Source organism: Piscinibacter sp., from assembly GCF_050175855.1.
Taxonomy (GTDB): Bacteria; Pseudomonadota; Gammaproteobacteria; order Burkholderiales; family Burkholderiaceae_C; genus Piscinibacter.
Window position 1 is genome coordinate 1 of the sequence record NZ_JBFXIO010000068.1, and the last position, 15,041, is coordinate 15,041.

6 protein-coding genes are annotated in these 15,041 nt (G+C 70.3%); 2 read left to right on the forward strand and 4 right to left on the reverse strand.

What is annotated here, in order from left to right; translation table 11 throughout:
* Window positions 1–241 (reverse strand): AraC family transcriptional regulator ligand-binding domain-containing protein (locus AB7U92_RS07635; protein WP_428575583.1); only part of this gene is annotated, 241 nt, incomplete at its 3' end.
* Between the two features lie 382 nt (window positions 242–623).
* Here AB7U92_RS07635 and AB7U92_RS07640 point away from each other — a divergent pair.
* Window positions 624–2,594 (forward strand): peptidase U32 family protein, encoded by a 1,971-nt coding sequence (locus AB7U92_RS07640; RefSeq protein ID WP_428575584.1) that lies wholly within the window; start codon window positions 624–626, stop codon window positions 2,592–2,594.
* 1 nt (window position 2,595) lies between these two features.
* On the opposite strand, the gene AB7U92_RS07645 is transcribed toward AB7U92_RS07640, so the two are convergent.
* Window positions 2,596–3,708: an ABC transporter substrate-binding protein gene (locus tag AB7U92_RS07645; protein WP_428575585.1), complete on the reverse strand. Its 1,113-nt coding sequence runs from the start codon at window positions 3,706–3,708 to the stop codon at window positions 2,596–2,598.
* Between the two features lie 126 nt (window positions 3,709–3,834).
* A complete protein-coding gene (locus tag AB7U92_RS07650) occupies window positions 3,835–8,667 on the reverse strand; it encodes a PA14 domain-containing protein (protein WP_428575586.1) in 4,833 nt (1,610 codons plus the stop codon).
* Window positions 8,668–8,818: 151 nt separating this feature from the next.
* Here AB7U92_RS07650 and uvrA point away from each other — a divergent pair, with 151 nt between their 5' ends.
* Window positions 8,819–14,521, forward strand: a complete 5,703-nt coding sequence (gene uvrA, locus AB7U92_RS07655; RefSeq protein ID WP_428575587.1) for an excinuclease ABC subunit UvrA — start codon at window positions 8,819–8,821, stop codon at window positions 14,519–14,521.
* Here uvrA and AB7U92_RS07660 read toward each other — a convergent pair.
* A partial coding sequence (locus AB7U92_RS07660; protein WP_428575588.1) for a hypothetical protein occupies window positions 14,502–15,041 on the reverse strand: 540 nt, incomplete at its 5' end. The two genes, uvrA and AB7U92_RS07660, sit on opposite strands and share 20 nt — an antisense overlap.

Consider the following 15,041-nt stretch of genomic DNA (forward strand, 5'->3'; position numbering starts at 1 on the left):
CCGCGGCCATCAGGCCGACCAGGCACAGCCCCCCCGCCCCCAGGCTGGAGCTCATGCCCAGCCGCCGCGGCAGCGCAGGGTCCTCGAGCATCTGCAGCGCGCGCTGGATCACGCGGCCGGTCTGGGCGTAGGAGACTCGGAAGTCGACGCGTTCGAGCTCGGCCAGCCCGAAGCCCAGTCCCCGGCACAGGGCGGCGGGGTTGCCCTGTCGGCGCGACACCTCGTGGACGATGTGTCGCACGAGCAGCGGCTCGGCATCGGCGCGGTGAACGCGTGTCTGTCGGGAGGGGACTCGTTCTGCCTGGCGCAAGATGCTCGATGTCTGCCAAATCGGCTGGTCAAGGCGTCGCGACCAGCCCGGACCACAGGGGAAAGAATGTCAGTTGGGGCGCCGTGCAATGCGCATGCGCTGCCATCTTGATATTTGACATTTAAGCGATGGTTCCGCGCGATGCCATGCCGTTCATCCATTCACCTTGGCCGCGGCAGCGCCCCGGCATGACCGACGTTGTCCCTGTGTTGTCGCTCATCGCCGACAGGAGTTCGGCGCGGCGATCACCGTGCGTCATGCCTGTCATGCCGGCTGGCGGCGGGGCCACCGTTGACCGACAATGCCGGCCGCCATGCCCCGCCGCGAACTCGAACTGCTCGCTCCCGCCCGCGATGCCGACATCGGCATCGAGGCCGTCAACCATGGTGCCGATGCGGTGTACATCGGCGGCCCGGCCTTCGGCGCGCGCGACAAAGCCGGCAACGATCTGGCCGACCTCGAGCGGCTGGTGAAGCACGCCCACCGCTACGGCGCGCGCATCTTCCTGACGCTGAACACCATCCTGCGCGACGACGAGCTGGAGCCGGCGCAGCGCCTCGTGCGCGACGCGTGGAACATCGGCATCGACGCGCTGATCGTGCAGGACATGGGCCTGCTCGAGCTCGACCTGCCGCCGATCCAGCTGCACGCCAGCACGCAGACCGACATCCGCACGCCGGAGAAGGCGCGCTTCCTGCAGGACGCGGGCTTCTCGCAGATGGTGCTGGCGCGCGAGCTCACGCTGCCGCAGATCCTCGGCATCGCCGCGCAGGTGGATCACGCCACACTGGAGTTCTTCGTGCATGGCGCGCTGTGCGTGGCCTACAGCGGCCAGTGTTTCATCAGCCATGCGCACACCGGGCGCAGCGCCAACCGCGGCAACTGCTCGCAGGAGTGCCGGCTGCCCTACACCGTGACCGACGGCGCCGGCCGCATCGTCGCGCACGACAAGCACGTGCTCTCGCTGAAGGACAACGACCAGAGCGCGAACCTCGCCGCGCTGGTCGACGCCGGGATCCGCAGCTTCAAGATCGAGGGCCGCTACAAGGACATGGGCACCGTGAAGAACGTGACGGCCCACTACCGGCAGCTGCTCGACGCGGTGCTCGAGCAGCGGCCGGAGCTGGCACGCGCCTCGTCGGGCCGCTGCCGCTACACCTTCACGCCCGACCCGGCGCGCAGCTTCAACCGCGGCGCCACCGACTACTTCGTGCAGGGGCGGCAGCAGGACATCGGCGCCTTCGACACCCCGAAGCACGCCGGGTTGCCGCTCGGCCAGGTGACGCGCGTGGCGGCCGATCACTTCGAGCTCGAGATCGACGACGCGGTCGATGCGCTGCACAACGGCGACGCGCTGACCTGGGTCGACCTGCAGGGCGAGCTGCAGGGCGTGCCGGTCAACGTGGCCACGCCACGGGGCGGCCGGCTGTGGCGTGTCGCGCCGAATGCCGAGATGGCCGCGCTGAAGGATCTGCGGCGCGGCACCGCGATCAGCCGCAACCGCGACATGGCCTGGGAACGCCTGCTGTCGAGGAAGTCGGCCGAGCGTCGCATCGCGGTCGACCTGATGTGGAGCATCACGGCGGACGGCCTGGCACTCGACGCCATCGACGAGGACGGCCACCACGCCCGCGCCGAGGTCGCGCTGGCCCGCGAGCCGGCGCGCGACGCGACGAAGGCGCAGGAGAGCCTGCGCGAGGCGTCGGCCCGACTGGGCGCGACGATCTTCGAGGCGCGGTCGGTCACCCTGCCGGGGCAGGCGCCGTTCGTGCCGGCGGCGCTGGCCAACGGACTGCGCCGCGAGGCGATCGAATCGCTAGAGTCGGCACGTGCTGCGGCCTTCGAGCGGCTGCCGCGTGCGCAGCCGGCGCAGCCCCCGGCGCGCTATCCCGAAGACACGCTGAGCTACCTGGCCAACGTCTACAACAGCCGCGCCGCGGCCTTCTATGCGAAGCACGGCGTCAGGCTGATCGACGCGGCCTACGAGAGCCATGAAGAGCTCGGCGAGGTCAGCCTGATGATCACGCGCCACTGCGTGCGCTACAGCCTGAGCCTGTGCCCCAAGCAGGCCAAGGGCGTGGTGGGCGTGCAGGGCACGGTGCGCGCCGAGCCGCTGACGCTGCAGCACGGCAACGACCGGCTCACCCTGCGCTTCGACTGCAAGGCCTGCGAGATGCACGTGGTCGGCCGCATGCGCAGGAACGTGCTGCGCGAGGCGGCGAAGGAGGCCGCCGCCGCGCCGATCCAGTTCTACCGGACGCGGCCGGCGGCGCAGAGGGCTTGATTCAACGGCGGAACTTGCCGTTCGGCCCGATGATGGACAGGTCGACGAACTCCAGCCCGGTGTGATCGTTCGCGCTGAAGCTCACCTCCAGCCCGCCGATGTCGACCTTGTTCATCGTCTCCAGCGCCTGCTGGATCTTCAGCCGCGAGGGGCTGGGCCCGGCGCGCCTGAGCGCGGCCACCAGCACCTTGGCGGCGGCGAAGCCTTCCAGCATCGCCGGGCTGACGCCCTCCAGGCCCTTGGCCACGGCGAGGTCGTGCGCTTCCTTCACGATCGGGGCCGACAGCGAGCGCTCGTAGGGGAACACCTGCGTGACGATCACGCCGCGCGCGTTCTCCTTCAGCGACTTGATGAAGCCGCCGGAGGCGTTGTTCGAGAAGGTGACCATCTGCGCCCGCGAGCCCGCCTTGCGGATCGCCTCGATGCCGTCGGCCACCGCATTGCCCGAGCCGATGAACAGCACGGCCTGCACGTCGGCGCCGGCCACCAGCGGCGCGATCTTGGAGAAGTCCCACTTCGCCCGGTCGTACTTCTCGATGAACACCGGGTTCTTGGCCACGGCCGCGAAGCCTTTCTTCGCGCCTTCGAGCAGGTCGGCACCGAAGCTGTCTTCCACGTGGATGACGCCGATGCGCTCGATGCCGATCAGGCTGAGGTGCTGCACGGCGCGCTCGGCCTCGCGCTGGTAGGTGGCGCGCACGTTGAACACCCACGGGTTCACCGGCTTGTGCAGCACCATCGCGCCGGTGGACGGCGCGACCAGCGGCACCTTGTACTGCTCGAGCAGCGGCATGATCGCCTGGGTGTGCGGCGTGCCGCGCGTCAGGAACAGCGCGGAGACGTTCTTCTCGGTGATCAGCGCCTTGGCGTTCTCGGCAGCCAGCTTGGGATCGAACTTGTCGTCCATCGCGACGACCTCGATCTTCTGGCCGTTGACGCCGCCTTGCGCGTTGACGCTGTCGAGATAGAGCTTCGCGCCATCGGAGATCTCCTTGACGCCCGCGGCCACCGGGCCGCTGAAGCCGGCCGTCTGGCCGACCACGATCTGCGCGCCGGCGGACGCGGAAATGCACAGGCCCACGACCGCGGCCAGCCAGTGCAGGGCTCGATTCATCAGCTTCTCCCTGGACGGCGCGACACTGCGCCGAAGACCGCGAGTGTGACCACTCGCGTGCCTGCGGGGAAGCGGTTCAGGTCAATGCGCGCGTGATGCAGTGCACGACACGCAATCGACGCATCATCAATTCGCGAACAGGTTCGCCGCCGGTATCGCGACGTAACTGCTGGTGCCCGGCCTCAGCCAGCGCAGGCGCATCGTCGCGCTGCCGCCCTTCTCGTAGTACTCCACCTGGATGGTGTAGCGCTGGCCGGCCGTCAGGCTCACCGTGCCGCTGGTGTTGGTGGTGGCGGAGTGGTCGCTCCAGTTGTTGATGATGCGCACGCCGTTGACCCATACCCGCACGCCGTCGTCCGACACCGTCCGGAAGCGGTAGCTGCCGGTGGTGGGGGCGAGTACCGTGCCGGTCCAGCGGGCCGAGAAGTTGTTGCTGTTGACGCCGGTGCCCGGCGAGGCCGTGCCCCAGCTGAAGTCGATCGCCTCGGTGCGCGACAGCACCGCCGTGCCCGACAGCGTGGTGTTGTTGAAGTAGCTGCCGGCCAGGCCGCTTCCGGTGGTCACCGCCGGCACCAGCAGCTGCGCTGCCGGCACGGCGGCGAAGGCGGTCTCGCCCGGCATCATCCAGCGCAGCCGCATCAGCGCACCGCCGCCGCGCTCGTAGTACTCGGCCACGATGTCGACCTGCGTGCCGGCCACCAGGTTGACGCCGCCGCTGGTGTCCAGCGTGGGCGCGTGGTCGGTCCAGTTGTCGATCAGCCGCACGCCGTTGACCGTCAGCCGCACGCCGTCGTCCGATTCGGTCTGGAAGCGGTAGGTGCCACTCACGGGCACGATCAGCCTGCCGCTCCAGCGCGCCGAGAAGTTGTCGGCCGTCACGCCGGTGCCGGGTGCGCCCGTGCCCCAGTCGAAGTCGATCGCCTCGGTGCGGCTGAGCACCGGCGTGCCGCTGGCCGTCACGGTGTTGAAGTATTCGCCGAGCAGGCCGGTGCCGGCGCCGGCAGTGGCGGGCACGGCCGGCTCGTCGCCGCCGATCTCGCGCAGGTAGGCGACCAGGCGCGAGAGATCGGCGTCGGTGATGGTCACGCCGCTGTGGGCGCGCACCGCGGCCTCCAGCGTGGCGGCCGAGCCGTCGTGCAGGTAGGGCGCGGTGGCCCAGACGTCGCGCAGCGTCGGTACGTCCAGGCCGGTCAGGGCGCCGCCCAGGCGCTGTCCGCTGGTCGGCTTGATCGTGCCGACGTTGAGCAGGGTGTTGTCGCCGCTGGCGCTGAAGGCGCTGCCGGCGTGGCAGCTGGCGCAGTTGCGCGTGACGAAGATCGCCTTGCCTTCGGCCGCCGTGGCCGACAGCGCGGTGGCACTCGGCCGCGCCGGCGCCGGCTCGAAGGTGGAAAGCGAGCCGAGGTAGGCGGCCAGTGCGTCGAGGTCGGCCGACAGGCCGGCCTTGCGGTCGCCCAGCGGCTGGCTGCGAGTGCCGGCAGCGAAGTCGGGGTCGGCCATCAGGCCGCTGCCGCCGGCCAGGGCGCGGATCTGGCCTTCGAAGTCCTGCACCTCGTCGAAGTTGTTGCTCCAGTGCAGGAAGCCCTGGCCCATGCCGCCGCGGCCGCGCAGGTTGACGGTGTTGCGCAGGCCTTCGCCGAAGCCGGTGAGGTCCCACACGCGGCCGTCGTGGCCGCCGTCGTTGTGGCAGCTCGCGCAGCTCATGTAGCGGTCGCGCGCCAGGCGGGCGTCGCGGGCGTCGTAGAAGAGCTGCTTGCCGCGCAGCACGGTGGCGGCCAGCTTCTCGGTGGCCGAGGTCGGCAGCGTGGCCACCGGGTTGGCCGCGAGCAGGCCCTGCTGCACCAGCGGCCGCAGGTCGTGCACGCCGACGCTGCGGTCCATGAAGTTGTGAACGTACAGCGTCAGACCGTCGGCAGACAGCGCCAGGCCCTGCGGCGCCAGGCCGGTGTCGAAGCGGAACAGCTCGCGCCGGCCATGGGCGTCGATCACCGCCACCTCGCGGCTGGTTTCCAGCGCCACGAAGAGGAACAGGCCCTTGGCGTCGAACAGCGCGGCGCTGGCCAGGCTGGCGTTGTCGTGGTCGATGCGGCCGCCGAGGTCTTCGCTGCCGCTGCCCAGCAGGATGCGCGAGCTGGCCGCGCGCACCGTGTTCTGGAAATTCAGCGGCAGGCCGTCGCGGCCCATGCCGCGGCGGATGTTGTCGAGCTTGCCCGGCACCCAGGCGGCCACGCCGTCCGGCGAGATCGCCGCCGCGCCGAGGTAGTTGGGCAGGCCGCGGCCCTGGTTCTCGGCGTCGGGGCGGTCGCTCTGCGCCAGTGCGATGCTGCGCGCCAGCGTCATGCCGCCGGTGGCCACCTGCAGGAGCTCGCCGCTGCCGGCACCCGGCACGGCGGTGGATTCGCCGGCCACCGGCGCGCTGATGAAGCGCGACACGTAGGCCGAGGCACCGTCGGCGCTGATCGTCACGTGGCGGGCGTTCAGGCCCACGGCCAGGCTGCCGGTCTGCGCATAGGTGCTGGTCGAGAAGCGCAGCAGCGAGCCGCCGGCCTCGAGCACGACGAGCGCATAGCCGCCGCTGGCCGATGCGGCCACGCCGTAGGGCTGCGAGCCGCGCGGCAGCGCGATCGTGCGCGACACGGCCAGCGTGGCGGCGTCGATCACGCTGATCGATGCGCCCAGCTTGTTGGTCACCCACACCGTGCCGTTGCCGGCGAGGGCGAGCGTTCGCGGGCCGGTGCCCACCGGGATCTCGGCCAGGCGCACGCGCGTGGCGGCGTCGAATACCGAGACCGAGTCGTTGTCGGGGTTGACCACCCACAGGCGCGGGTTGGCGCCGCTGCGCGCCTCGAAGGCGATCTGGCTGGAGCTGCTCGGCGTGCCCGCCAGCAGCGGCAGGTGGATGGCCTGCAGCGTGGCGCTGCGCTGCTCGAGGCCGCTGTCGTCGGTGACGGTCACCGTCACGGTGTACAGGCCCGGCTGCGCATAGTTGTGGCTGGCGCTCGGCGAACTGCTCCAGTCGGTCTCCGGCGAGCCGTCGCCGAAGTTCCACTTGTAGCGCACGTTGCTGCCGGTGGCGCTGGCGGTGAAGGTGGCCGTGCCGCCGCTCACCGCAGCCGTGGGCGCCGAGGCGAACGACACGGTGAGCGCGGTGGCACCGCCGATGGTCCAGGTGAATGAGGTGCTGGCCGAGTTCACGCCGTCGCTGACGGCCACCACCACGTTGAAGGTGCCGGCCGCGCCCGGAGTGCCGCTGATCAGGCCGGTCTGCGCGTCGATGGCCAGGCCGGGCGGCAGGCCGGTGGCGCTGAAGCTGAGTGCATCGCCGTTCGGGTCGCTGGCCGCCGGCTGCAGCAGCACCGCGCTGCCCACCGTGCCGGTGCGGTCGGCGATGGCGGCGATCGTCGGCACCGTGGCCGGGTTCGGCTGCTCGGCGACGTTGATGCGCACCGTCTTGGCCACCGAAGGCACGCCGTTGGCGTCGAGCACGAACAGCATGTAGAAGCCCGGCGGCGCATCGGCAGCACGCGTGGGCGCCTGCACCGACAGCCGGTTGCCGCTGGCGGCGAAGGTCAGCTCGACGAAGCGCTGCTCCATGTTCCAGCTGTGCGTCACCGAGCCGTGCTTGATCATCACCACGCGGGCGGCCGGGCCGGCACCGGAGACGTCGACCGTGTAGGTGCGGCCGATGTCCATCACCGTCGGCGCGGCCTCGATGACCGGGCGCGCCGCCAGCTGGCCGCCGGCGGCGAACAGGTAGGGTGGGAAGTACAACTCGAAGTTGGTGTTGTTCTGCGGTCCCGGCGCACCGCCGCCGCCGACCATCACCGTTCCGTCGGGCAGCAGCAGCGACATCGAGTGGTACAGGCGGGCCTGCACGGCGCTCGGGCCGACCGTCCAGGTGCCGGTGTCGGGGTTCCAGATCTCGGCGCTGTTGTTCACCTGGTCGAGCTGGTTCCAGGTGCGGCTGCCGCCGGTGGCCAGCACCTTGCCGTCGGGCAGGATGGTGGCGTTGACGAGGCGGCGCTGCGACGACATCGACGCGGTCGGCGTGACCACCGGCGCGCCGTTGCGGATGTCGATCACGATGGCGCCGTTGGAGTTGCCGCCGAACTGCAGGATGCGGCCGGGACGGAACATCGCCGCGCTCGCATCGGCGCTGCCGTAGCTGGAGGCGAACTGGCCCACCTGCGTGACCGCGCCGGTACCGCTGGTGTCGACGTAGTACATGCGCCCCGCACTGTCGTAGCCGAACACGCGGCCGTCGGGCGCGACGAAGTTGCGCGGGTACATGAAGTCGAACGCGCTGGTGTTGGCGCCCGAGAGCAGCCGGAACGTGCCGTCGGCCTGGCGCACCTCGGGCCGGTCGGTGCCGCCGCTGCCGCCCTGGATGTAGACGTCGCCGTTGAGCAGCGTCGTCGAACTCGAGTACCAGCGCGCGCGGTTCATGTTGTTGCCGCGTGCGAGCGTGTTGGTGGCCGGGCTGAACAGGTTGGAGTTGTTGTTGCCGGTGTTGGTGGTGGCGGTGCCCGTCCAGTTGTCGCCGCCGGCGAGGAACACCGCGTCGCCGCCGGGCAGCACCACCTGCGAGCCGCAGAAGATGTCGGTGCCGGTGCCGTTGGGCAGCGTGAGGTGGCCTCCGTCGAGGCCGCCAGCCGGATCCCACACGTCGAACAGGAAGTAGCCGGTCTGGCGGCCGCTGCCGTCGGTGCCGTAGCTCATCACCCGGCCGTCGGGCATCAGCACGGCATGCACCGCGATCAGCGGCCAGGGATTGACCGGCCCCCACATGCCGCGCTGGTGGGCGTCGCTCGGGATCGGCGTGGTCGGGGTGAAGGCGGTGGCGCCCTTGCGGCCACCGGCGTCGGCGCCTGCGCCGGGCGGGTCGTCACCGCCGCCACCGCAGGCGGCGAGCGCCGCAGCCAGGACGAGGCAGACATGACGGAGACGGGGCAGGTGCGGCATGGCGTGGACGGAGCGCCGCTTCCTCTCGCGGGCCCCGCATCGACAGATTTGTTACGAACAGTGTCTGACTCGACCTTGACCCATCGCAACCCCCGAGCCGCGGGGTGATGGCAGCGGTCTCTAGAATCTCCGGCCTTCGCCCTGGAGGCCCATGGACAGCAGCAACGAGCGCGACGGCGACGGCCGCGGCAGCATCCGCATCCGCGGTGCCCGCCAGCACAACCTGAAGAACCTCGACCTCGACATCCGCACCGGCGAGATGACGGTGGTCACGGGGCCGAGCGGCTCGGGCAAGTCCAGCCTGGTGTTCGACACGCTTTATGCCGAGGGGCAGCGGCGCTACGTCGAGACCTTCAGCGCCTACGCACGCCAGTTCCTCGACCGCATGGACCGGCCGGCGGTCGACCGCGTCGACGGCGTGCCGCCGGCCATCGCCATCGACCAGACCAACCCGGTGCGCAGCTCGCGCTCGACGGTCGGCACGATGACCGAGCTGAACGACCACCTCAAGCTGCTGTTCGCGCGCGCCGCCGAGCTGTTCGACAGGCAGACCGCGCAGCGCGTGCGCCACGACTCGCCGGAAACGATCTACGCCGAGCTGATGGCGCGCACGAAGGAAACGGACCCGCGCCTCGTGCTCACCTTCCCCGTCGAGCTGCCAGCCGGCACCAGCGATGCCGACATCGAGCAGTGGCTCGCCGCCAGCGGCTTCACCCGCGTGCAGGCGCGGCGCGAGGTGGCTTCGCCCACCGGAGCGCGCACGCTGCTCGATGTGGTGGCGGACCGCTTCCGCATCCAGGGTATCGAGAAGATCCGCGCCATCGAGGCCATCGAGACCGCGCTCAAGCGCGGCGGAGGCCGCGTCAACGTCTATGCGCTGAAGGAAGAAGGTGAACCCGACCTTTGGCGCTTCTCCACCGGCCTGCACTGCCCCGACAGCGACCTGCGCTATGCCGACCCGCAGCCGGCGCTGTTCAGCTTCAACTCGGCCTACGGCGCCTGCGACACCTGCCGCGGCTTCGGCCGCGTGATCGGCGTCGACTACGGGCTGGTGATTCCCGACCACCGCAAGACGCTGCGTGCCGGCGCGATCAAGCCGATGCAGACGCCGGCCTGGAAGGAGTGCCAGGACGACCTGCTCAAGTACGGCGGCGAGGCCGGCATCCCGAGGGACACGCCCTGGTCGGCGCTCACCGAGGCGCAGCGCGACTGGGTGATCAACGGCTCGCCGAACTGGAAGGGCAACTGGAACAAGCAGTGGTACGGCGTGCGGCGCTTCTTCGAGTACCTCGAATCGAAGGCCTACAAGATGCACATCCGCGTGCTCTTGTCGAAGTACCGCAGCTACACGCCCTGCGGCGTCTGCGGCGGTGCGCGGCTGAAGACCGAGGCGCTGCAGTGGCGGCTGGGCTCGAAGGCCGATGCCGATGCGGTGCTGGAACCCGCGAAGCGCTTCATGCCGGTGGGCGTGCAGTGGTCGCGCGTGCAGCTCGAAGGTCTGCCCGGCCTGACGGTGCACGACCTGATGCTGATCCCGATCGAGCGGCTGCGGCGCTTCTTCGATGGGCTCACGCTGCCGAGCACGATGCTCGACGAGGCGCTCAAGCTCTTGCTCGACGAGATCCGTACGCGGCTGAAGTACCTGTGCGACGTCGGCATCGGCTACCTGACGCTCGACCGCCAGAGCCGCACGCTGTCCGGCGGCGAGGTGCAGCGCATCAACCTCACTACCGCGCTGGGCACGTCCCTGGTCAACACCATGTTCGTGCTCGACGAGCCGAGCATCGGCCTGCACCCGCGCGACATGAACCGCATCGTCGAGGCGATGCAGCGGCTGCGCGACGCCGGCAATACGCTGGTGGTGGTGGAGCACGACCCAGCGGTGATGCTGGCCGCCGACCGCCTCATCGACATGGGCCCCGGCCCCGGCGAGCGCGGCGGCACCATCGTCTTCGACGGCACGCCGGAGGCGATCCGCCGCGCCGACACGCTGACCGGCGCCTACCTCGGCGGGCGCAAGCATGTGAGCATGGGCATCAAGCGCTTGATGTCGCCCTCGACGCCCAAGCTGATCGTCGAAGGGGCGCGCGAGCACAACTTGCAGAACGTGACGGTCGAGTTCCCGCTGCAGCACCTGGTGTGCGTCACCGGCGTGTCGGGCTCGGGCAAGAGCACGCTGATGCAGGACGTGCTGTTCCCCGCGCTGCAGCGCCACTTCGGCAAGGCGACGGAGACGCCGGGCGAGCACGACCGCCTCCTCGGCGCCGAGTGGCTGGCCGATGCGGTGTTCGTCGACCAGTCGCCGATCGGCAAGACGGCGCGCTCCAACCCGGCCAGCTACGTCGGCGCCTTCGACGAGATCCGCAAGCTGTTCGCGCAGGCGCCGCTCGCGCTGCAGCGCGGCTACGGCGCCGGCATGTTCAGCTTCAACGCCGGTGACGGCCGCTGCCCCACTTGCGGCGGCTCGGGCTTCGAGCATGTGGAGATGCAGTTCCTGTCCGACGTCTACCTGCGCTGCCAGGACTGCGAAGGGCGCCGCTACCGCGCCGAGATCCTCGACGTCAAGATCGACCGCCGCGCGCCCGGCGAGGTGATGCGCGAGCTCTCGGTGGCCGACGTTCTGGAGCTCACCGTCAGCGAGGCGGTGCAGCTGTTCCGCGACGACCGCGAGGTGCTGCGGGTCTTGCAGCCCATCGTCGACGTGGGGCTGGAATACGTGAAGCTCGGTCAACCGGTGCCGACGCTCTCGGGCGGCGAGGCGCAACGCCTGAAGCTTGCCGGTTTCCTCGCCGAAGCGCAGGGTGCGCCGGCGCAGGCGCTGGCGAAGAAGGGCACGCTGTACCTGTTCGACGAGCCGACGACGGGCCTGCACTTCGACGACATCGCCAAGCTGATGCGCGCCTTCCGCAAGCTGCTGGAGGCGGGGCACTCGATCATCGTCATCGAGCACAACCTCGACGTGATCCGTGCCAGCGACTGGTTGATCGACCTCGGCCCGGAGGGCGGCGATGCCGGCGGCCTGGTCGTCTGCACCGGCACACCGGAAGAGGTGAAGCGGCACCCGAGCTCGCACACCGGCCGCGCACTGGCCGAGTACGAGCGCGCCATCGGCATCGGCGTGCCGGTGGCGGAAGAAGGTACGCCGCTGCAGGGCCTGCTGAAGAAGTCGCGCGACGAGCGCCGCGCCGCCGAGGAGCTGATCCGCATCGTCAACGCGCGCGAGCACAACCTCAAGTCGCTCGACGTGGCCATCCCGCGCGGCAAGTTCAGCGTGATCACCGGCGTGTCGGGCTCGGGCAAGAGCACCCTGGCCTTCGACATCCTCTTCAACGAGGGTCAGCGGCGCTACCTCGAATCGCTGAATGCCTATGCGCGCAGCATCGTGCAGCCGGCGGGGCGGCCGGAGGTGGACGCGGTGTACGGCATTCCGCCCACCGTCGCGATCGAACAGCGTCTCTCGCGCGGCGGCCGCAAGAGCACGGTGGCCACCACCACCGAGGTCTGGCACTTCCTGCGCCTGCTCTACGTGAAGCTGGGCCTGCAGCACTGCACGAAGGACGGCGCGCCGGTGAAGCCACAGAGCGCCGAGAGCATCGCGGCGCAGATCCTGCGCGACCACAAGGGGCAGCATGTCGGCCTGATGGCGCCGCTGGTCGTGAACCGCAAGGGCGTCTACACGGATCTGGCGAAGTGGGCGAAGGCGCGCGGTCACACGCACCTGCGCGTCGACGGCGAGTTCCTCAAGGTCGACCCCTGGCCGCGGCTGGACCGCTTCAAGGAACACACGCTGGAGCTGCCGGTCGGAGATCTCGTCGTTTCGGCCGACAGCGAAGCGGAGCTTCGCGTGCTGCTCGCGCAGGCACTGGAGCTGGGCAAAGGCGTCATGCACCTGCTCGCGCCGCTCGATGGCCTGAAGGGCGCCATGCTGGCGGGCACGCCCACTGCGCGCATCGGCGAGGTGAAGGTGTTCTCGACCAAGCGTGCCTGCCCGGTGTGCGGCACCAGCTACCCCGAGCTGGACCCGCGCATGTTCAGCTACAACAGCAAGCATGGCTGGTGCACCAGTTGCGTCGGCACCGGCCTCGCGCTGACGCGCGAGCAGCGCAAGGCTTACGACGATTCGCGGCGCGACGACGACGACAAGGGCCGGGAGCAGAGCTTTCCCTCCGAGGAGCCGGAGGTCGAAGGCCTGGTCGATGCGCCTTGCCCGGACTGTGGCGGCACCCGGCTGAACCCTGCCTCGCGCGGCGTGACCTTCGAGGGCGAGGCGATCACTGCGCTGGCACGGATGAGCGTGTCGGACTGCAGGTTGTGGATCGAGGCCCTGGATCTCACCGGACGCGATGCCGACATCGCCCGCGACGTGATCACCGAGATCACCAGCCGGCTCGAGTTCCTCGAGGAGGTCGGCCTCGGCTACCTGACGCTGGACCGCGCCGCGCCCACGCTCTCCGGCGGCGAGGCGCAGCGCATCCGCCTGGCGGCGCAATTGGGCAGCAACCTGCAGGGCGTGTGCTACGTGCTCGACGAGCCGACCATCGGCCTGCACCCGCGCGACAACCAGATCCTGCTCGATGCGCTGCACAAGCTCGGCGACAAGGGCAACACGCTGGTGGTCGTGGAGCACGACGAGGACACCATCCGCCGCGCCGACCACGTGATCGACATCGGCCCCGGCGCCGGCAAGCGCGGTGGCCGACTGGTGGCGCAGGGCAGCACCGCGGCACTGGCCGAGCACGAGGAGTCGGTCACCGGCCGCTTCCTCGCCCACCCGATGCGGCATCCGCTCAATCCGCGCCGTGCCGTGGACTCGGCCGGCGAGCACCTCGTGGTGCGCGGCGCCTCGCTGCACAACCTGAAGTCGCTCGACGTGCCCGTGCCGCTGAAGCGCCTGGTGGCGGTGACGGGCGTCAGCGGCTCGGGCAAGAGCACGCTGGCGCGTGACGTGCTGCTGGCCAACCTGCAGTTCATCAACACGCGCGGCGCGAAGCCGAACTGGCAGGGATGTTCGGCCATCGACGGCTGGCAGCAGATCGACCGCGTGCTCGAGGTCGACCAGACGCCGATCGGCAAGACGCCGCGCTCCTGCCCGGCCACCTACATCGGCTTCTGGGACGTGATCCGCAGGCTCTTCGCCGACACGCTGGAGGCCAAGGCGCGCGGCTATGCACCGGCGCGCTTCTCCTTCAACACCGGCGAGGGCCGCTGCCCGGCCTGCGAAGGGCAGGGCATGCGCACCATCGAGATGAGCTTCCTGCCCGACGTGAAGGTGCCCTGCGACGTCTGCCACGGCCAGCGCTTCAACGCCGAGACGCTGGCCGTCACCTGGCGCGGCCGCAACATCGGCGAGGTGCTGACCATGGAGGTCGACGAGGCGGTCGACTTCTTCGCCTCGATGCCGGCGATCAGCCACCCGCTGCAGCTGCTCAAGGACGTGGGGCTGGGCTACCTCACGCTCGGCCAGCCCTCACCCACGCTGTCGGGCGGCGAGGCGCAGCGCATCAAGCTGGTCACCGAGCTGACCAAGGTGCGCGACGACGTCACCCGGCGCGGCAACAAGGCGCCGCACACGCTCTATGTGCTCGACGAGCCGACGGTGGGCCTGCACATGGCCGACGTCGAGAAGCTGATACGAGTGCTGCACCGGCTGGTCGACGGCGGCCACAGCGTGGTGGTGATCGAGCACGACCTCGACGTCATCGCCGAGGCCGACTGGATCGTCGACCTCGGGCCCGAGGGCGGCGTGCGCGGCGGCTCGGTGGTGGCGGCCTGCCCGCCGGAGGCCCTGGCCGCCTGGCCCGGCAGCCACACCGGCGAGGCCTTGAAGCCCGTGCTCAGGCGCGGCGGCGGCTGAGGCCCGCAACCGCGGCGCACAGTGCGAGCAGCCAGCCGAAGCCGAGCGCACCGCCGCCGCCATCGCCCGAGGAGGTGGTGCCGCCGCTGACCGTGCCGCTCATCGGCAGTACGCGATCGAAGGTTGCGTTGTTCGTTGCACCTTCGCGCATACGCAGCACCAGGTCGGCGCTCGCCGGCGCCGTTCCGGTCGGGGCGAAGGTGACGTTGATCGCGCAGCTCTGCGTCGGCGTCAGCGTGACGCCCTGGCACGCGGCAGCGTTTCCGATCACGAAGCTGGTGGCGCCGGTGCCGAACAGCGTGATCTCGGTGACGACGAGGTTCTCGGTCGCAGTGACGGCGTGCGTCAGCGTTACGGCGCGGGCGGCCGAGTTGCCGTTCGGCGCGGACGTGAAGTTGATCTGCTCCTCGGCGGGCGGGTCGATCTTCGGCGTGTCGGCGATGTAGGCCGCGATGTCGGCGACTTGCTGGGCCGTCAGCACACGCAAGGGCGCCATCTCCTGCCGGTTCTGCAAGGCCTG